We start from the raw sequence: 18,291 nt of genomic DNA on the forward strand, positions 1-18,291 counted from the left end.
GAAGCAACAGCTCATGAGAACAATGGTGAGAAGTAGTTCATTCTTTATTTCGCTTCGGCAATCTTGCTGAACAAATCGCGGAATACGGCATCCCGGTTCACATGATAAATATATCTGATCTGATGCCGCGTAGGGTCATTCACCCAACGGAAATCTTCAGAGATGCGCGGGCTGGGTACCAAAATACTGGGGCAAGCTTCCGGAACAGCCAGCCAGGCGATTACGGATATATCCCAAATGACACGGGAGTACGCGTAATGATCCGGCGAACAATTCCGGTACGTGTCGTAGAGATATTGTCCCACTTCTCCCTTATGCTTAATATGGGTTTCCAGCTCCGAGAGGGTCGTCAGGAGATGGGAGGCCGCTCCCATGCACGGGACAAGAACAAGAGGTACACCGCAGCCGAGCAGCAGCCTTGAGCCATGCAGATCCTGCGCGAGATTGAACTCTCGCGTATCCGGCCAATGCAGCGAATGGCCGCCCAGCCATACGACGACGATCCGGTTAATAATCTCCGGTTCCAGCAGAATGGCCGAGGCCACATTCGTGATGGCTCCGATCGCAACGACATACAGCGGATCGTCCGGCGGTGAGGCCAGAGCCCGTCTGACCAGATCCCGTGCCGCATCACTTTCCACAGGCATATCGGGGCCGGGTAGATAGCTTCCTGATCCCCGGTATACAGGAATATCTTCCCGCTGGGCAAGCTGCCGGATTTTAACGATTTCCTGGTAGCTTTTTTCCATGCCGTCTAACGGGCTTTCCGACAGTTCGTTGTAAAAGGGGGCGGCATACAACGCTTCGACAGTAACGCTGGTGTTTGATTGCATGGCATAGATGACAGCAAATTGGTCATCGATTTCGTTAAAGGTATCCGTATCCAAAACGATTCTTACCGGTCTTCCAGGATGCTCCAGACGTCTGATCCGCTCATTGTCCGGGATATGAGGAAATGTGGTCACGCCTTACGTCCTCCTTTTCTCCATTCCGCTATTGAATTTCCATCTTTAACCTCAATATATCACAGAAATGGGCAGGCAGGCTGGTTCAAGGCATGTTTATTTTAATTCTACTATAGGTGTCAGCTCTTCCCCCGGAACTTACAAGTCTGTAAGACAGGTGTAAGTCAAATCAATAGGTGGCAAACCGGTTCACATGTATACTTTGAATAAATAGGAAAGGGAAAGAGAAGGTGAACCGTATGGAAGAGAAACAACCAAACCATCTATTGAACATCCTGCTATACGTCATGCTGTTTGTCATTCTGATCTCCTGCTTCGGGCGGCTGATCGATCACTCGATCTATTTCGCGGAGAATGCTCTTAGTATGCTGATCCGAGTGATTGAACGTATTTTATCGTTTTGAGTCCAAAAGTTTGTTCCGTGCGCTGTGATTCGTCACAGCTTTTTTTGTTATGACTTTGATACGGCTGAAGGAGGATATCCTTTGATCGACTTAAATACGTTGCTGAAATACGAGATATCATGGAATCCGCAGCGGTCCGCAACCTGGGTCACCGTGAAGCCTCCGGTGGACAGCAGCATTTCCGCCTGGTTGATCCGGATCTGGTTCACATATTCCTTAAAGGAATATCCCGTAACTTGTTTGAACAATTTGCCGAAATAGACGGGGTTCAGGTTAACGATGTCCGCCATGCCGGTTAAATGCAGATCTTCCGGATAATGGTCGATGATATATTCGAGCACCTTATTGACGCGAGGGTCAACAAGGTGCTGTGCATCGCTGCGGTAGGCGTTGGTGATGAGGACATGATGGACGATGAGCATAAACAGCGCTCTTGCATGCATGATATAGCCCGGATGCTTGCGCATCCATACCTGGGTGAACTGCTTGATGTAACCCAGAATTTCGCTCGTGATGAGGTTCTTCGTCACCGTCTGAAGTGGCAGCGCTTCCGATTCACCGGAAGAAAGCCATTTGAAGTTAAACGCATAAGAGTGCATGGGACAGTCCGTAAACGTGTATGCTTCGCGGACGCTGCCCACGGGGATGTAAATCACATCCCCGGCTTCCACCGTATATTTAACTCCGTTAATAAAATAATTGGATTTTCCTTCGACAACAAACGTCAAATCCTGAAAGTCGATCGTCTGGCGAATAATTTCCCATTGCGGAAAACAGCGTCTGTCTACGAAGAAAACGACGTCGGGAACGAGATGCTGCAGCCTCTCCAAATTTATGCGGATCACCCCTTTTCCGTTTTAATGAACGATCGGCCGGCATGATGAAAGCCATATTTAATAATTACAAATAATATTTAGTTGCTCTATGGATTCTAAAAATGGTTTAATTTTATAATAAGCATAGTAGTAATGAGGGAATCCAACCACCACCAGTCAGTGCAAGCCGGATAACATGATTAAAAATGTGCCAATTCCTATTTACTTGTTACAAATTTTATCATCGTATTGAGGAACAGCCATGAGTACCATATCACGAATGGTGCGTTCGATCAAACCGTTTTTGTAAGCGATTACCGAAATGTTGAGCTATCAGGTTTGCTAGGATTGCATGCTGGGATTTTCACGCTGGAATTGCCATGCTAAGAAAACGTTTTTGATGATAGAGGGTCAACAAATTTTAACGGATAAGGGGTTCGCATGACGAAGGATACGGTACTACAGGAACTATTCAACTTGGAATCCAATTTGAAAGAAATTATCCATGGCCTGCGGCAGATTGATGGCACGTGGAGTAAGCATTTTGATCCGGCTGATCCGGACGATATGTATCTCTGTACGACATTCGCCAAAGTGGAAGACGAGCTGTCCGCCGTCCGCCGAATGATTCAAGGCATTGGGGCCCGGGTGGTTGCCCAAGGCATGTTAATTAAGAACGGTGATGGGCAGTATGTCATTGAAAACGCAGACGCTGTATTAACTGCAGGATCTGTCGTCGAGGTGTTGTTCCGCAGTTCGGAACAGGATGCCGAATGGATTGAAAGCGGTGTCGAATTGTGCGGTGGGGAGTATGTTTTGACTGGTTTTCCCAGACTTGACTTAGAGGGTCTAACGGTAAGGATCAAGCAGTATCCCTCCGAATAGAGAGCGCGGTGTATCGAGCGCCCCGCGTTTGTCATGAGAAGATGAGATGTGCTAGAATGGCAGCAGCTTTAAGCACTGGGAACGAGGGGGCAGCGTGAGTGGAAGTGACGTTAACTCAAGTCAAAACCGAAGAGGAGATTGCAGCTCTGGCTGACTTAGCCTTCGGGATTTGGCACGAATACTTTATCCGCATCATCTCAAGGGAACAAATTGACTATATGGTCGACAAATTTCAATCGGTTTCTGCGATGACCGACCAAATTCATCATCAGGGATACGAGTATTACTTCATCAATGTCGACGGAGCCCATATTGGGTATATCGGCGTCAAGCAGGATGAGGGCAAGCTGTTCCTGAGCAAATTTTACATTGCCAAAGAGTACCGGGGACAAGGGTACGCAAGCCGGGCCATGGAGTTTCTGAAGGCTCTGTGCAAAGAACGGAGCTTAAGCGCCATCTGGCTTACCGTGAACCGGCATAACGACTCGACGATCGCGGTATATGAGAAAAAAGGGTTCAAAACCGTGCGTACGCAAGTAGCGGATATCGGAAACGGTTTTGTCATGGATGATTATGTGATGGAAAAACCGATCGTGTAAAACGAATGAAAGCACCCTGCACGGGTGCTTTTTTGCTGTTACAGCTTCCTGATATACCAGGCGTCACAGGCAAAATGCTCGGTCGCACTCAGCGGCTTGTCCAACGGAACAAACCCGTGCTTGAGATAAAATTTGTTGGCCGCCGTCATGTTGTGGAAGGTTTCAAGGTAGCACTGTTCGTAACGCTCTTTGGCAAAATCTAGCGCAACCCGCAGCAGCTCCGCCGCAATCCCCGTTCCCCTGGCTTCTTTGTAGGCGTACATTTTCTGCAGTTCGCAAATGTGCGGAAAGCCCGGCACCGGTCCAATGCCGCATCCGGCGGCAATACGGCCCTCATCGTCAGCAACCCAATAGTTTGATCCTTCAGGGCGGTATACGTGATAAAAGTTCCCCAGATCGGGATCAGCCCATGCGGTTCCGGGCTTGTTCGCTCCAAACTCAATCAAGCATGTCCGGATCAGCTGCTCGACCGGCTTATTGTCTTTTTCCTCGATTTCTCGGATGAACATGATGACAACCTCCATTACTGAAAACCAATCTACCGTACTATCATACGACCTAACCGGAGATTCTGTATACCCCGCCAAAGACAGTGGATCAGAAATTTGAATTAGCAATTGAAATTATTAATCCCTACTTGTTGAATCGGAATTAGAATGATAAAGTGCTGTCATAACTCCCAGTAAACGGATGGGATATTAATTATTTAACCTGTCGGCATGATTAGATTCCTAGAGGAGGCAGAGGCGATATGGCGGAGACTTTGCTGGACATCACGGCGCTGAGTAAAAACTTTGATACGGCCAAAGGACGTGTTGAAGCACTGCACAAAGTGGATTTGAATATCCGGGAAGGAGAGTTCATTACGGTCATCGGTCCGAGCGGATGCGGGAAGAGCACGCTGCTGCGCATCATCGCCGGGCTGGACGGACAGTATTCCGGCACCATTACGCTAGGCGGCCAGAAAATTACGGGACCGGGCATCGACAAAGGATTTATTTTTCAGGAGCATCGTCTATTTCCTTGGCTAACCGTGGAGAAAAATATTGCTGCGGATTTGTCACTGCGTGATCCGGAGATTAGACGCAAGGTCGACGATCTCATTGAACTGGTCAAACTTGGCGGTTTTGAGAAGGCCTATCCCAAGGAGCTGTCCGGAGGGATGGCCCAACGGGTGGCGATTGCAAGGGCACTGCTGCGAAATCCCCGGGTGCTGCTGCTGGATGAACCGTTCGGCGCATTGGACGCGTTCACCAGGGCGCATATGCAGGATGTGCTGCTGGACATTTGGCGCAGAAATCAGACGACGATGATTTTTGTCACCCATGACATTGATGAAGCGGTTTTTCTGGCCAACCGGGTCGTCATTCTCAAGCCGCGGCCGGGTCAAATCAAGAGCATCGTGCCGATCGATCTACCCTATCCCCGAAAGAAAACGACGTCATCCTTTCAAGAGCTTCGGCTCCGCGTGCTTAAGCTGCTGGACTCAATGAATGAGCTGGAGCTTACAGATGGGGCCGGTATATAAAAAATTTTTACTCTTGTCAGGAAGGCAGGTGGTTGTATGAGTCACGATATTTCAGCATCAGCAGGTCCATCCCTAAAAACAGGCTTCGGAAGGTGGAAGCTTCTCGGGCTGGGGCTGATCCTGCCGGCAGGCATCCTTGTTCTGTGGCAAATCCTCGGACAGATGGGGTATATATCCGATCTGCTGTTTCCGACGCCGCTCGAGATCTTGAAAGCCTTTGTCGGCCTCGTCCAGTCCGGTGATTTATGGGATCATTTCCGGATCAGCGCCGTGCGGGCACTTGCAGGATTTGCGCTCGGAGGAGGCCTCGGACTATTGTTCGGACTGCTGGTCGGTCTGTTTGCGAAGGCCGAAAAGATGCTTGATCCAACCCTTCAGATGATCCGTATGATTCCGAGCCTTGCTGTTGTGCCGCTGTTTATTCTTTGGTTCGGGATAGGCGAGGAATCCAAAATTCTGTTGATTGCCAAAGGGGCCTTCTTTCCGCTCTATATCAATACCTATCTCGGTATCCGGAATGTGGATAACAAATGGTTCGAAGTGACCCGTGTGCTCGGGTACAGCCGCATCCAGCAGATCAGAAGGCTGGTGATCCCGGCGGCGCTCCCTAACATTCTCCTGGGAACCCGGTTATCGATCGGGTTATCGTGGCTGGGTCTGGTGGTGGCCGAATTGATTGCTTCAACCTCGGGGGTCGGTTATATGATGTCCGATGCCCGCCAGTTTGCCGATACGCCGGTTGTTTTCGTAGGCATTATCGTGTTTGCGGCCGCAGGACTCATCACAGATTATGTCGTTCGGCTGGCGGAACGCAGGCTGTTGAGGTGAAAGGAAAGCTATAACAGGTAAGGAGGTGTTCAAATGAGCTTGCAGAGCGAAATACCTATTCCGCAAACAACGGTTAAACAAGAACGAGAAATCCATACACCTCCGCATTCACATCCCGAGGCTGGGGAGGGTGCAGTTAAAGCTGCAAAGGATATCGTCCAAACGAACAGGCAGCCGAGGAGCACCAAGAGCTGGTGGGCCGATCTATTATGGGCATCCGTGATACCGGTTGTTGTGGTGGTGTTATGGCAATGGGCAGGCGGTGCAGGTTGGATTTCTCCCGAGTTCATGCCGACGCCGTGGGTCATTCTGAATTCGTTGATTCATCTCGTTGCCTCGGGTGACCTTGCCTACCATATTGGAGTCAGTATACAGCGTACGCTCCTCGGTTTTGCGATCGGAGGGCTGCTTGGACTGGTGCTCGGATGTTTTACCGGCATGTTCCGCAAGGCGGAGTATTTGCTCGATCCCAGCATCCAGGTGCTGCGGCTGGTTCCGCATTTGGCCATCGCGCCATTGATCATTTTATGGTTTGGTTTTGGAGAAACCTCCAAGATTGCCATCATTATTTCCGGTTCTTTTTTTCCCATGTATATCAATACATACGCGGGAATTCGCCAAGTGGACGGTAAATGGTTTGAAGTGGGCAGGGTGCTCGAATTCAAGCCGTATCAACGGTTCACGCGGTTAATTGTTCCCGGGGCGCTGCCGAGTATCCTGCTTGGCGTCAGATTGTCGCTGGCCGTATCGTGGATCAGCCTGGTCGTTGCGGAACTCGTAGGTTCCACGGCCGGTATCGGTTTTATGATCAATGAAGCCAAGCAAAACTCGGATACCCCGGTTATTTTTGTCGGCATTCTCATCTTCGCGGTTGTAGGCAAGCTGATCGATTCGCTCGTTCGTCTGCTGGAGCGCAGATGGCTTCATTGGCGTGATGCTTACCGAGGTTAAATCCAATTCCGAATAAAAGAATGGGAGGCGTGTCAAATGGCAATTCAGGAACAGGCGCAGCATTTGAGAACGGACGTATTGGTGATCGGCGGGGGACCGGCGGGAACTTGGGCCGCCGTTACGGCAGCAGCCAAGGGAGCCAGAGTGGTGCTGGCCGATAAAGGGTATTGCGGCTCCAGCGGAGCAACAGCGCCTTCAGGCACGGGAGTGTGGTATGTGAAGCCCGATGAACGGCTGAGGGAAGAAGCCAAAGCCAGCCGCTATGACTTGGGCGGAAGGCTGGCGGAACACCGCTGGATGAACCGGGTGCTGGGCCGCACCTATGCCAATATGAATCAGCTGGCAGGCTGGGGGTACCCGTTCCCGCTGGATGACGACGGCAATCAGCATCGGCGCAGCCTGCAGGGGCCGGAATATATGCGCCTTATGCGCAAAGTAGTCAGGAAGGCGGGCGTGACGATTCTGGATCACAGCCCGGCGCTGGAGCTGTTGGCCGACGAGCATGGCGTGGGAGGTGCTGCGGGCGTCAATACGCAGACGGGTATTCCGTGGACGGTGGAAGCCGGAGCGGTTGTGATCGCCACAGGCGGCTGTGCCTTCCTCAGCAAGGCACTCGGCTGCAATGTCCTCACAGGCGACGGCTATCTGATGGCCGCTGAAGCCGGTGCAAATTTGTCCGGCATGGAATTTTCCAACGCCTACGCGATTTGTCCTACATTTTCGTCCGTGACCAAGACGGCTTATTACAGCTATGCCAGCTTCTATTACGAAGACGGCACGATTGTCGAAGGAGCCGGTTCCAAGCGGGGGCGTTCCGTGATCGCGCGCAACCTTATGGAAGGCAAGCAGGTTTATGCCGTTCTGGATCAGGCACCGGAGCATTTGAAGCCGCTGCTTCGGGTGGGCCAGACCAACTTTTTCTTACCGTTCGACCGCCGCGGCATCGATCCGTTCACGGACCCGTTCCCGGTGACGCTTCGTCTGGAAGGGACGGTCCGAGGTACCGGGGGCATCCGGCTGGCGGATGAGCTCTGCGCAACCGATGTGCCCGGGCTCTACGCGGCAGGCGACGCCGCCACACGGGAGCTGATTTGCGGCGGGTTTACCGGAGGAGGAAGCCACAATGCGGCTTGGGCCATGTCCTCCGGCTCCTTCGCCGGAGAAGGTGCGGCGGCCTATGTCAAGAAGCTGGGTGCCGATGATGGAAGCCGCAAATTAGAGCGAAAGTCCACCCAGCCGATCGTTGAGGAAGGCAAGGGCAGCGTTAAACCAAGCCGGGCAGCGGAATGGGTGCAGGCCGTTCAGGATGAGGTCAAACCTTACGACCGCAACCTGTTCCGGACCGGTGAGGTGATGACCCAATCCTTGAACAGGCTGAACGGCTTATGGAATGACCAGCGGGAGCAGGCTATTGAGCACACGGTGGACGGCGTCAAAGCAAGGGAAGCGGCAGCCATGACGGCAACCGCCCGTTGGATGTATACATCCGCATTGGCCCGGACGGAATCCAGGGGCATGCATAAACGCAGCGATTTTGCCGGGATGGACGACAATCAGCACTACCGTCTGATCACAGGCGGATTGGACCAATTGTGGGTTCGTCCGGAACAAGTCCGTAAGGAGGTCGTCATCCATTGATCGAAGTTATTAGTGAAAGCAAATGCATTGCTTGTAATCAATGCGTGTCCGTGTGTCCTACCAACGTATTCGAACGTGTTGTTGACGGGATCCCCGTCATCGCCCGGCAAAGCGATTGCCAGACCTGCTTTATGTGCGAGCTGTACTGCCCGGTTGACGCCTTGTATGTCGCCCCGGAATCCGAGTCGGTTATCGGTGTCACGGAAAGCGAGCTGTCAGAACAAGGCTTCATGGGGGGATACCGGGAAAAGGTTGGCTGGGGAAAAGGCCGCAAGCCTGTCGCCAGTCACGAATATATGTATCAGCTGTCGAAGCGGAGCGGATTTTAATTATCGACTAAAGTGGGGGAGCCAATCATGAATACAACGCGTCATAAACACACCCAATACGGCCGCTTTTGGAAGTCGGCTGTCATTCTGGCAGGTCTGCTAGCCGTCATCGTCGTTCAGGGCTGCTCACCGTCCAAGCGCTCCGGGGATGCTGCCGAAGCTGCTGCGGATAAGCCGACGGTCCTCAATTATGGCTATATCGGGATCAATACATTAAATGTTCCGTCAAGCGGAGCTGAAGGCTGGGGATTCCATAAAGGGATTATCCAGGAGGAACTGAAGAAGCATGGGATTACACAGGTGAACCTGACCGGCTTCCCCAACGGACCCGACCAGACGGAATCGTTAGTCAGCGGCCGGCTGGACGCGGGCAGCCTTGGCGATACGCCGGCGATCATCGCTTATGCATCCGGTGCGAAAACACGCTTGATTTCCCAGCCAGCGACCTATTCCATCGGGTACTTGTTTGCGAAAAAAGGCGGAGCTGCGTCCATCAAGGATTTGGAAGGCAAAACGATTGCCATTCAAAAGGGATCTTTTATGCACCGCTATGTCGTTGGCCTGCTCAAGCAGGAGGGCGTGAAGGATTATAAGCTGGTCCACATGCTGATTCCCGATGCGCAGGCTGCTTTGGCAAGGGGAGATGTTGACGCGTTGACCAACAACGGCGTGCAGGCGATGAAGCAAATTGACGAAGGTTATCCGCTGCTTGACGATGCCACCAAGCATCCCGATCTCATTGGAACGAGTGCTACCGTCGTGTCCGACGCTTTTCTGGCCCAATTCCCCGACTTTCCAAAAATATGGAACGAAGCGCGTAAAAAGGCGCTGGATGACTTAAAGCAGCATGAAGACGAATACTACCAGTTTGTCGCGGATGCGCAGGGAACGACTCCGGATATTGTCAAGAAGATCAGCCCGATCAGCGAGATTAAGGATACGCCCTTTACCGATGAGGGCTTAAAACTAATTGAGGGAACGAAAAATTTTCTGGTAGAAGAAAAGCTGGCGAAAAAAGATTTTGATATGAACGACTGGGTGCTGAAATAACCACGCACAAGACGACGGGAGGGAAGGCGCCTATGGCACCCAAGGCAGATATTCAATTAACCACGGATGTACTGGTTCTGGGAGGCGGACCTGCCGGAGCCTGGGCGGCATGGAGAGCCGCGTCCAAGGGAGCCAGAGTTGTGCTTGCGGATAAAGGCTTCTTGGGCAGCAGCGGAGCGACGGCCCCCGGAGGAACCACCCTGTTGGTGATACCTCCGGTTGTCGAGCTGCGGGAAGATGCCGTGCAGAGCAGGCTCAAGGCAGGCGGCTACCTGTCGGAGAACGCCTGGATTCATCGGGTCCTGGATGAGGTGGAGACCTATTTGGAAAAAGTCGGAGAATGGGGATATCCCTTTCCGAAAGATCATAACGGCAATCCGCTCCGTACGCATCTGCACGGCCCCGAATATATGAAGCTGATGCGCCGGGCGGTCCGGCAGGCCGGTGTGCGCCTATTGGATCAATCCCCTGCGCTGGAGCTGCTCCGCGATGCGAATGGCGTCGGAGGAGCAAGGGGCGTGAACCGGCTGACGGGCCAAGAATGGGAAGTTCGCTCCAATGCGGTGGTTCTGGCTACCGGCGGGTGCGCGTTTCTAAGCAATGGATTGGGCTGCAACGTACTGACCGGCGAAGGGCTGCTTATGGCCGCTGAAACGGGAGCCGAGCTTTCCGGGATGGAATTCAGCCGCCAATATGCGCCTAGCTCAGCCTTTGGCAGTGTGACCCGGGGGAGAATGCTGGCTTGGTCTACGCTTTATGATCAAGAAGGACGCGTGATCGGCCGAGGTGACCGCGCTTTCGGCAGCCTGCAGCAGCATCTTTTGAATGGACCGGTGTATGCCTCGATCAATTTGGCCGACACGGAGGAGAAGCGCCGGTTTCTTCGTCACGCGCATCCTATTTTCTTTATGCCCCTTGAGCGCGCAGGCATCGATCCGTTCCGGGATAAGTTTCCGCTCACGCTCCGGTACGAAGGGACGATGCGCGGGACGGGAGGGCTGCGGCTCACCGGGAACGATTGCCGTACGAGCGTTCCCGGTTTATATGCGGCGGGCGATGCCGCCTCCCGCGAGAAAGTAACGGGCGCCATTTCAGGCGGAGGTGCGTATAACGCTTCCTGGGCGATATGCAGCGGAAACTGGGCGGGTGAAGGTGCAGCCGAGTATGCTTTATCCCAAGCAGGGGATACCGGTAAGCGGAATCTGATGCCGGCAGGCCGATACGGCTTGGTGCAGCATTCGGACGCCGGCCGGTTGATGGACGTCCCACAAATTATCTCGGCTGTTCAGAGCGAAGTGTTTCCCCTCTCGATAAACTTTTTCCGCAGTGAACCGGTCATCAGGGCGTCTCTCGACCGTTTGCACGGGCTTGTTCCCTTTTTGCATGACAGCGTATCTGACGATCACCGTCATCGCGTCCGTGCCCGGGAAGCGGCAGGCATGGTGGCTACCGCAAGATGGATGTACTCAGCCGCCCTTGCGCGCAAAGAGAGCCGCGGTCTACATGCCCTTGCGGAATACCCCCGGCTGGATCCCCGCCAAACCCACCGCATCCTGGTGTCGGGAGTTGACCGAATCCACATCCGGGCGGAAAAGGTCCCCCATTCATCCGAACTCACGCCGGAGGAGGGGATGGTCTTATGATCGAGCTGGTCAGCCGGGAGCGGTGCATCGGTTGTTCGATATGCGTGAAGGTCTGTCCGACCAACGTGTTTGATATGGAGGATGGACAGCTCGTGATCGCCAGGCAGGAAGACTGTCAGACATGTTTTATGTGCGAAGCGTACTGTCCTGTTGATGCATTGTACGTTGCGCCATATGCGGATCGGTCTGTGGAGGTCAGCGAACAGGCTTTGCTGCATCAAGGATGGCTCGGCAGCTGGAGGGCTGAAATGGGTTGGACACCAGGCAGTGAAACGACGATGGCCGCGCGGGATACCACGCCGTTTTTCGAACAATTTACGAAAACCCACCGGCCGAAGGAAAGCTAATATGAAGTTTAGAAGCATTTGTCATGATCGTGTGAGGAGCCATCCTGTTTCCTAACAAGGGTGGCTTTTGGCGTACTGCAAACTCTTTGCCCGGAGAATGGACTGGCCATCAATTTTTCTATATAAATGCATGCATCGTTTGAGAGCGAGGGGCTTATTCGGGCTTTACAAAATCCTGGCGGCTTATCCGTTCACAAATTTCTCCTCACTATCTATTGCTCTAAAGAGTAATTTTAATTACTATATAGAGTAAGGAGGTGCTAAAAATGGATGAGGAATTACAGCTTAACGTTCCGCTGCTGCGCCGACGCGTACCGAATTTAACGACTGCGGCACGTGAGGCTGGTCTAAGAGCGGCAACGGTTTCCAATCTATGTACAGGGAAAATCCCCGTCGGCCGCGCTGAAGTGAGAACGTTGGTGGCCCTTGCTTCTTTGGCGGGATGCAGTCTTGATGAACTCATTATTAGAGGGAGTGGTGTTCGTATGATCGAGACAGGTGTAAAAGCGTTGGATTTGCTCGCCCCGGTTGTTCGCGGGGGAACGGTTGGGTTTGTGGCGCGGCCGAACATGGGTCAGCTGGTGATGCTCGCAGAGCTGATGCTCCGCATGAAGAAACGGGGATTCGCAACCGTGTTTTGGGACCCGCAATCGGATTTATCGGGAGTCGAGCTGGTCCAGGCACAATCCGAGTTTTCCTATTCAGCCAAAGAGGACGTTTATCAGCAAATCGTTCAGCTCCGCGGAGAGAAAGATATCCTCCTAGGCGTTGATCGGAGCAAGGTTTTATCCGGTGAGTTATTATCCTTGCGAGAAAGTCTTAAAGAGGTGGGTGCCCGGCCAATTACGATTGCCCTTGTAGATATCAAGTGTGAAGCGGCGGACGATGATAATGCGTATGGACCTTTGGACACCCTCTGGAGATTTGACACCGATCTGATCAGCCGCGGCATTTATCCTGCGATCGATCCGATCGGATCGACCTCGACTGTTCTGGAAGGGGCGCATCTGGATGCCGTTCATCTGACCACCCAGCAAGCGGCACGGAAATTGCTCCGCCGTTATCGAGAGCTGAGATCGCTGGTGACCGTTCTGGGGGTGGAGAAGATTTCGGATAGTGATTTGCAGCTGTACCAACGTGGCGAAAGGCTCGAAGCTTATCTTGCACAGCCTTTCTACGTATCCGAGCCCTATACCAAGAAACCGGGTGAATGGTTGACGCTTTATGATACGCTGGCCGATGTGAAGCGGATCTTGGACGGTGAAATGGATACAACCGAGCCTTCCGAGCTGTTTTTTAAAGGCCGGCTTGAAGTCACCAGCTGAAGCATGATGATTGAGATATGGTAAACGGTGCAAAGGGCCGGTTCTGCCGACCGGCTCTTACGGACCGTAGATTTTTACTTGGATCGAATGTTTATCGAAAGAGGTGAACGGTTTGATTCGCGGTGTCATACTCGAAGGCTTATCCACAACAGGGAAAACATCCGTATTGTCTGCATTAAAAAGAGTACATAGTTTAAGTTCGCATGCCGAGCGAACGATGATCGCGTTAAGTGAACATTATTCGCAAATCCTGCATTCCGATCACGGCGTGCTCCGGTCATTGGATCACAATGAACATATGAAGCTGTTGAATCAGCATATCTCTTATCTTGAACAGCTTCACGGTTGGATTGAATCTCTGGGACATACCAAACCGTCTAACGGAATTTTTTTCATCTTGGAGAGATTTCATCTTAATCATCGCGCCGCATTCGCAGATCATTCAGAAATTGAGGCTCTGGAACAGCGATTGCTGAGTCTTAATGCAAAATGCGTTCTTTTGACGATATCCCGGGAAGCAATTCCGAGCCGATTTGTCGAAAGCCGTGGTGAAGCCTGGCGGAAATATGTAATGTCGAATCACCCGTCTGCAGACGATGCTTGCCGCAAGTTTGTTGAGGATCAGGAAATTCTGCGAAGGTGTATGAAACAATCGCTTATTCCTGCTATGGAAATCAACACCGACGAAGCGTCTTGGGATGGTTATGCGAGTCAAATTTTGAAAGCGTTGGACGAATAAAGCACCAGAGCGATATACCCGGTTAAACAAACTACAGGTCTCCGAATATCGGGGGCCTGTTTGTGTTAGATAGGAGTCATCCATAATCAAAAGGAGATGTAGTGCTGGGCAACGAACTAATATTATGGAAACGGTTTAAAATCGTGGCAGAGAAGAGGACTTACCAAAGGAGAGAATCGGCCAATGAAGAGAAAAATAATGATAATATTTGGTACTCGACCCGAAGCAACGAAAATGTGTCCTGTGGTTCAAGAATTGCGCCACCATCATGAGTGGTTTGAGACGAAGGTGGTTGTAACCGGCCAGCACCGAGAACAATTGTCTCAGGCTCTTCTACATTTTAATATTCAATCCGATGTTGACCTTGCTCTTATGAAAGAGAATCAATCATTGGCCTACTTGACTTCAGCGGCAATTATTGGCCTCGACAACATCATTAATGAAGATAAACCTGATTTGATACTGGTTCACGGCGATACGCAAACCGCCATGTGTGGTAGCTTGGCAGCGTTCTTTCATAAGATACCGGTTGGGCATGTCGAAGCAGGCTTACGATCTCATCAAAAATATTCACCTTGGCCCGAAGAAGTGAATCGCAGGATTGTCGATGTCATTACAGATTTACTATTTGCGCCGACATCTGTTAGCAAGGATAATTTGATTAGAGAGGGTTATGATTCCGAAAATATCTTTATTACCGGTCAAACTGCCGTCGATGCAGCAATTCTCACCAATAAAGCGGATTATACTTTTCATAATGAACAATTAAACGATCTTGTCGAACTTCAAGGAAGATTGATTACAGTAACGGCTCACCGCCGTGAAAATTATGGGGAGCCCATGCGGCAAATGTTCAATGCGATCCGCCGTGTGGCTGATGAACATCGAGATGTTCATATTGTTTATCCGGTTCATTTAAGTCCATATGTCCAAGAGACCGCATTTAATATGTTATCCGGTCATGATCGGATCCATTTGCTGGATCCCATTGAATATCCAGATATGATCAATCTATTATCACGTTCTCATCTAGTATTAAGTGATTCAGGCGGATTACAAGAGGAAACGCCAGTATTCAACAAACCATTGATTCTCATGCGAGATACAACAGAACGGCCGGAAGCCGTTTCGGCCAATGCTGTGTACCTGTCCGGAACCCAAGAGGATTCTATTTTTAACATAGCCAACAAACTATTAACGGACTCGGATTTCTATCATCGGATGGCAAATGCGAGAAACCCATTTGGAGACGGGCTCGCCTCCAAAAGAATCGTACATATTATTGCCCATCATTTCGGATTAACCGAAGACCTGCCTAATGAATTCGAGGAGTGAGCCTCATGACCCAATACTACTATATCGCTTCAAGCCGAGAGCTTCCTATCGGCTCATTCGGTAAGAACAAAACGGTAATGACCATTCGGGATTACTTCAAAAATAAGAACCCCTCCGCTAAAGATCAGATTGTTATGGAGGCTTTGTTGGAAAAGGATCCGCAGGGGGATCAGCTGATGGAAATCTACGAAACGGAATTGGATGCAGCCGGCTTGTATGTAGCGGGTCACCCTATTTTCAGGGATTTCTGTTACAGAAATAGTAATGAAATTCATGGCGGGCAGTACCTCAGTTCGCTAACATGAGACATGGAGGTTCAAATGGTCACAGCGGATATTTTGTCCAAGGCGGCCGTATCGTTTGACTTTGATGTGAATACGCTGGAGTTTGTTAGCCATTCAACAAATGAGGTATACCGGTTTTCGAAAAACAATACATTTTATTTCCTGCGAATATCGGCTAAGCCTCTCGCCTACGCAGAAAAGATACACGCTGAAATGGAATGGGTACACGATTTGGTACAGCATGGCGTAAACGCATCTTTGCCGATCTTAACGAAGGATCAACAGTTAACCGCCGTGTATGAAAAAGAGGGGCAATATTATATGGCTTCCGTTTTCCGTATGGCACCTGGAAAGTTCTTTGATAAGGGCAACCCTCACTTATGGGGGACAAACATCTATCATGCATGGGGAGAAACCATGGGGCAGATGCACAGGCATTCGAAATCGTATAAACCCTTATTAAAGGGCAGGCAAAGAGATCATTGGAGCAAGAGCGAGTTCAGCAATCCGAATTTGCAGCATGGGAAGTACAGGGTGCTTCTCGAAAAATTACAAAGCCTTGAAGACCAAATCGATTCGCTCCCTCGGGAGGAGAATGCTTATGGGCTGATCCACAACGATTTTCATCCGTATAATTTCATGATCGACGGAGATACGATTACCGTATTTGATTTTGACGACTGCATTTATGCCTGGTACGCACTGGACATCGCCATTGCGACAGTACACGCGGTTTGGTGGGGGTCCCCAGGAGAAGACCGAAAGTCAAAAAATGAATTTGCCCGGAGATTTTTGGACGATTTTCTTGCAGGGTACTTCAAGCATCATCCGTTGGACTTCCATTGGATTCAGCGGATTCCATTGTTTATGGATTACCGAAATATATGTTCCTTCTTCTGGTGGCTGCAGGATTGGGATGGGGATGAAGGCAAACTGAATGATTTTCAGAGGAATGCTATTACTGAGGCTGTTAAAATCATCTCGGATGGCCGCTCCTTTGACGGCTGTGAGATTGAAATGTAGCGTTGCCAATATCCAATGTGACTGAGCCGGGTTCCGGAATAATCTTCAGCGATTGGAAGGTCATGGGGATTCATTTACAGTAATCCTGTTGATTCAGAATGATTAAACGATGATTGATGATTGGGCTACCTTAAGAAGACAAGGTGTTGAACAATAAGCAAAAGCCGGAGATTCCCCATCAAGGGATTCCGGCTTTGTTTGTTTTGAGGATGATAAGCGCTTAGGCCGTGAGCTGCTTCAAGATCTGCTTCGGCAGAATCCCCGATTCCTGATAAACGAGCTTGCCATCTCTAAAAACAAGGGTGGTCGGTATGCTCATAATCTGAAATTGGGAAGAGGTCACCGGGTTTTCATCCACATTCACTTTAATCACGTTAACCGAACCACTTGTATCCCTTTCAAATTCCTCCAGAATGGGAGCAAATATTTTGCAAGGACCGCACCATGATGCCCAAAAATTCACGACCGTTACGCCTTCTGTCTGCATCATATTTTTAAACGTTGAGTCTGTTGCATGCTGAATCGCCATCGTTATCTTCCTTTCAATAATAAATTTCCCGACCCTCAAATCTCTCTGGTGTACATGTTCTGATCCTGCAGTCGAATCAGTACCTTGCCAAAACGCCCACCCTGTTGAAAGGTTACTTGTCCAGACGGGTATGCTTGATCCAGATAGTCTGCAACGATTGTCTTGTTTTGCTCATCGGCAGGCAGACCATGTCTGCGAAGCCAGCTCATCATCTCCTGCAGCGCAGCTTCTATCGTCATTTCCACCGTTTTGGTTTCCCGGGTGACCAGGGACTCATAGGAATAGCCTTTGAGATACAGCAGATGGAATAGGTATCCCATTTCCGCTGGCTTGGACCTGTAAGGTTCACCGGTGACGAGCGGCCAAATTTCATTGACCAGACTATGTTCAGCGGAAGAGACAGGCAGACTGATATAACAGAATTTACGGGCACATTGAAGCACTTTCTCGACGCTCTCCCAGTCGCGAATGACCGGGCACATCGAAACGAAGACGAGGTCGAAAGCCTGGTTCAGGCCACTCGCTTGAACGTCGATTTCCTCAAACGGTACAGGGATAATCTTTACCTGGTTTTCGTCAAACTTGGCTATGTTTTCACGCAGTAATTCGACTTGCGGAGGAGAGGACTCGACGGCCGTTACACGGGCTCCCCGCTCTGCAAACGGCACCGAAAATACGCCCGAAGCGGCACCGATGTCCAGCACAGAGGCATTTTCGAATGATACCCCTTGTCCCTCAATCCAGTTCAGGATCCGATGTGTTCGTCTTCTTCCTTCAGGACTAAATGACTGCTCATGGAAAGACTTGGCTTTCTGATCAAAGTCTCGCGACGGGTCGATGCCGGCCTGTTTGGACCTGTTGATATAGGTATCTGGATCTTCTTTCCATGCTTTTTCCCAGCTGGCTTCATTAAAAAAATCGCTCATGACCTTTTAAACCTCCATAGATCTGTTATATCCATAATTGGAACAAAAAAATAAATTTGTCTGTATGTTTAAATCATTAAGTCTCTTGCTAGGCCGAAACCATCGTATACCTCACACCAAAGTACCTATAGGGAAGAGATATGGTTCA

At 50.6% G+C, this 18,291-nt stretch carries 21 protein-coding genes; 16 read left to right on the forward strand and 5 right to left on the reverse strand.

Annotated elements, in window-relative coordinates; translation table 11 throughout:
- Nucleotides 1-44: 44 nt before the first annotated feature.
- A complete protein-coding gene (locus FHS19_RS06490; protein ID WP_183580282.1) occupies nt 45-965 on the reverse strand; it encodes a nucleoside hydrolase in 921 nt (306 codons plus the stop codon).
- A gap of 239 nt (nt 966-1,204) precedes the next feature.
- On the opposite strand from FHS19_RS06490, the gene FHS19_RS06495 reads away from it, so the two are divergent.
- Complete coding sequence (locus FHS19_RS06495) at nt 1,205-1,369, forward strand: hypothetical protein (protein ID WP_183580285.1); 165 nt, start codon at nt 1,205-1,207, stop codon at nt 1,367-1,369.
- A gap of 47 nt (nt 1,370-1,416) precedes the next feature.
- On the opposite strand, the gene FHS19_RS06500 is transcribed toward FHS19_RS06495, so the two are convergent.
- Complete coding sequence (locus tag FHS19_RS06500) at nt 1,417-2,205, reverse strand: AraC family transcriptional regulator (RefSeq protein WP_183581480.1); 789 nt, start codon at nt 2,203-2,205, stop codon at nt 1,417-1,419.
- Nucleotides 2,206-2,625: 420 nt separating this feature from the next.
- Here FHS19_RS06500 and FHS19_RS06505 point away from each other — a divergent pair, with 420 nt between their 5' ends.
- Nucleotides 2,626-3,069, forward strand: a complete 444-nt coding sequence (locus FHS19_RS06505; RefSeq protein WP_183580288.1) for a DUF5348 domain-containing protein — start codon at nt 2,626-2,628, stop codon at nt 3,067-3,069.
- Between the two features lie 98 nt (nt 3,070-3,167).
- On the forward strand, nt 3,168-3,668 hold the full coding sequence (locus FHS19_RS06510) for a GNAT family N-acetyltransferase (RefSeq protein WP_183580291.1): 501 nt from the start codon (nt 3,168-3,170) through the stop codon (nt 3,666-3,668).
- A 38-nt stretch (nt 3,669-3,706) separates the two neighbouring features.
- On the opposite strand, the gene FHS19_RS06515 is transcribed toward FHS19_RS06510, so the two are convergent.
- Entirely contained in the window at nt 3,707-4,177 is a 471-nt protein-coding gene (locus FHS19_RS06515) for a GNAT family N-acetyltransferase (RefSeq protein WP_183580294.1), read from the reverse strand.
- Between the two features lie 242 nt (nt 4,178-4,419).
- Here FHS19_RS06515 and FHS19_RS06520 point away from each other — a divergent pair, with 242 nt between their 5' ends.
- The 13 genes from FHS19_RS06520 to FHS19_RS06580 all read left to right on the forward strand — a co-directional run bounded on the left by FHS19_RS06520 (nt 4,420) and on the right by FHS19_RS06580 (nt 16,688).
- Entirely contained in the window at nt 4,420-5,196 is a 777-nt protein-coding gene (locus FHS19_RS06520) for an ABC transporter ATP-binding protein (protein WP_183580297.1), read from the forward strand.
- Nucleotides 5,197-5,232: 36 nt separating this feature from the next.
- Nucleotides 5,233-6,024: an ABC transporter permease gene (locus FHS19_RS06525; protein ID WP_183580299.1), complete on the forward strand. Its 792-nt coding sequence runs from the start codon at nt 5,233-5,235 to the stop codon at nt 6,022-6,024.
- A gap of 33 nt (nt 6,025-6,057) precedes the next feature.
- Nucleotides 6,058-6,975, forward strand: a complete 918-nt coding sequence (locus tag FHS19_RS06530; RefSeq protein WP_183580302.1) for an ABC transporter permease — start codon at nt 6,058-6,060, stop codon at nt 6,973-6,975.
- A gap of 36 nt (nt 6,976-7,011) precedes the next feature.
- Nucleotides 7,012-8,613, forward strand: coding sequence for an FAD-dependent oxidoreductase (locus FHS19_RS06535; RefSeq protein WP_183580305.1), 1,602 nt, complete (start codon nt 7,012-7,014; stop codon nt 8,611-8,613).
- Nucleotides 8,610-8,942, forward strand: coding sequence for a 4Fe-4S dicluster domain-containing protein (locus tag FHS19_RS06540; RefSeq protein WP_183580308.1), 333 nt, complete (start codon nt 8,610-8,612; stop codon nt 8,940-8,942). The genes FHS19_RS06535 and FHS19_RS06540 overlap by 4 nt, the downstream gene beginning before the upstream one ends.
- A 27-nt stretch (nt 8,943-8,969) precedes the next feature.
- Nucleotides 8,970-9,992 (forward strand): ABC transporter substrate-binding protein, encoded by a 1,023-nt coding sequence (locus FHS19_RS06545; protein WP_183580311.1) that lies wholly within the window; start codon nt 8,970-8,972, stop codon nt 9,990-9,992.
- Nucleotides 9,993-10,024: 32 nt separating this feature from the next.
- A complete protein-coding gene (locus tag FHS19_RS06550) occupies nt 10,025-11,635 on the forward strand; it encodes an FAD-dependent oxidoreductase (RefSeq protein ID WP_183580315.1) in 1,611 nt (536 codons plus the stop codon).
- Entirely contained in the window at nt 11,632-11,982 is a 351-nt protein-coding gene (locus tag FHS19_RS06555) for a 4Fe-4S binding protein (protein ID WP_183580318.1), read from the forward strand. Before FHS19_RS06550 ends, FHS19_RS06555 begins: the two co-directional genes overlap by 4 nt.
- 266 nt (nt 11,983-12,248) lie before the next feature.
- Nucleotides 12,249-13,307 (forward strand): ATP synthase beta subunit C-terminal domain-containing protein, encoded by a 1,059-nt coding sequence (locus FHS19_RS06560; RefSeq protein WP_183580321.1) that lies wholly within the window; start codon nt 12,249-12,251, stop codon nt 13,305-13,307.
- Between the two features lie 112 nt (nt 13,308-13,419).
- Nucleotides 13,420-14,046, forward strand: a complete 627-nt coding sequence (locus FHS19_RS06565) for a hypothetical protein (RefSeq protein ID WP_183580324.1) — start codon at nt 13,420-13,422, stop codon at nt 14,044-14,046.
- Between the two features lie 183 nt (nt 14,047-14,229).
- Entirely contained in the window at nt 14,230-15,381 is a 1,152-nt protein-coding gene (gene wecB / locus FHS19_RS06570) for a non-hydrolyzing UDP-N-acetylglucosamine 2-epimerase (protein WP_183580327.1), read from the forward strand.
- Nucleotides 15,382-15,386: 5 nt separating this feature from the next.
- Complete coding sequence (locus FHS19_RS06575; protein ID WP_183580330.1) at nt 15,387-15,686, forward strand: hypothetical protein; 300 nt, start codon at nt 15,387-15,389, stop codon at nt 15,684-15,686.
- Between the two features lie 66 nt (nt 15,687-15,752).
- Nucleotides 15,753-16,688, forward strand: a complete 936-nt coding sequence (locus FHS19_RS06580; protein WP_183580333.1) for a phosphotransferase enzyme family protein — start codon at nt 15,753-15,755, stop codon at nt 16,686-16,688.
- 220 nt (nt 16,689-16,908) lie between these two features.
- Here the strand turns inward: FHS19_RS06580 and trxA are convergent, their stop codons facing one another.
- A complete protein-coding gene (gene trxA / locus FHS19_RS06585) occupies nt 16,909-17,217 on the reverse strand; it encodes a thioredoxin (protein WP_183580336.1) in 309 nt (102 codons plus the stop codon).
- Between the two features lie 35 nt (nt 17,218-17,252).
- On the reverse strand, nt 17,253-18,143 hold the full coding sequence (locus tag FHS19_RS06590) for a class I SAM-dependent methyltransferase (protein WP_183580339.1): 891 nt from the start codon (nt 18,141-18,143) through the stop codon (nt 17,253-17,255).
- Nucleotides 18,144-18,291: the final 148 nt, after the last annotated feature.

This window comes from Paenibacillus rhizosphaerae, from assembly GCF_014192015.1.
Lineage (GTDB): Bacteria > Bacillota > Bacilli > Paenibacillales > Paenibacillaceae > Paenibacillus_AQ > Paenibacillus_AQ rhizosphaerae.

What these genes read in the sequence shown, in the direction of transcription:
- FHS19_RS06560 (WP_183580321.1), top strand. Translation starts at nt 12,249, where the DNA reads ATGGATGAGGAATTACAGCTTAACGTTCCGCTGCTGCGCCGACGCGTA.
- wecB (WP_183580327.1), top strand. Translation starts at nt 14,230, where the DNA reads ATGAAGAGAAAAATAATGATAATATTTGGTACTCGACCCGAAGCAACG.
- FHS19_RS06515 (WP_183580294.1), bottom strand. Translation starts at nt 4,177, where the DNA reads ATGTTCATCCGAGAAATCGAGGAAAAAGACAATAAGCCGGTCGAGCAG.
- trxA (WP_183580336.1), bottom strand. Translation starts at nt 17,217, where the DNA reads ATGGCGATTCAGCATGCAACAGACTCAACGTTTAAAAATATGATGCAG.
- FHS19_RS06575 (WP_183580330.1), top strand. Translation starts at nt 15,387, where the DNA reads ATGACCCAATACTACTATATCGCTTCAAGCCGAGAGCTTCCTATCGGC.
- FHS19_RS06550 (WP_183580315.1), top strand. Translation starts at nt 10,025, where the DNA reads ATGGCACCCAAGGCAGATATTCAATTAACCACGGATGTACTGGTTCTG.
- FHS19_RS06525 (WP_183580299.1), top strand. Translation starts at nt 5,233, where the DNA reads ATGAGTCACGATATTTCAGCATCAGCAGGTCCATCCCTAAAAACAGGC.
- FHS19_RS06535 (WP_183580305.1), top strand. Translation starts at nt 7,012, where the DNA reads ATGGCAATTCAGGAACAGGCGCAGCATTTGAGAACGGACGTATTGGTG.
- FHS19_RS06520 (WP_183580297.1), top strand. Translation starts at nt 4,420, where the DNA reads ATGGCGGAGACTTTGCTGGACATCACGGCGCTGAGTAAAAACTTTGAT.
- FHS19_RS06495 (WP_183580285.1), top strand. Translation starts at nt 1,205, where the DNA reads ATGGAAGAGAAACAACCAAACCATCTATTGAACATCCTGCTATACGTC.
- FHS19_RS06545 (WP_183580311.1), top strand. Translation starts at nt 8,970, where the DNA reads ATGAATACAACGCGTCATAAACACACCCAATACGGCCGCTTTTGGAAG.
- FHS19_RS06530 (WP_183580302.1), top strand. Translation starts at nt 6,058, where the DNA reads ATGAGCTTGCAGAGCGAAATACCTATTCCGCAAACAACGGTTAAACAA.
- FHS19_RS06555 (WP_183580318.1), top strand. Translation starts at nt 11,632, where the DNA reads ATGATCGAGCTGGTCAGCCGGGAGCGGTGCATCGGTTGTTCGATATGC.
- FHS19_RS06590 (WP_183580339.1), bottom strand. Translation starts at nt 18,143, where the DNA reads ATGAGCGATTTTTTTAATGAAGCCAGCTGGGAAAAAGCATGGAAAGAA.
- FHS19_RS06505 (WP_183580288.1), top strand. Translation starts at nt 2,626, where the DNA reads ATGACGAAGGATACGGTACTACAGGAACTATTCAACTTGGAATCCAAT.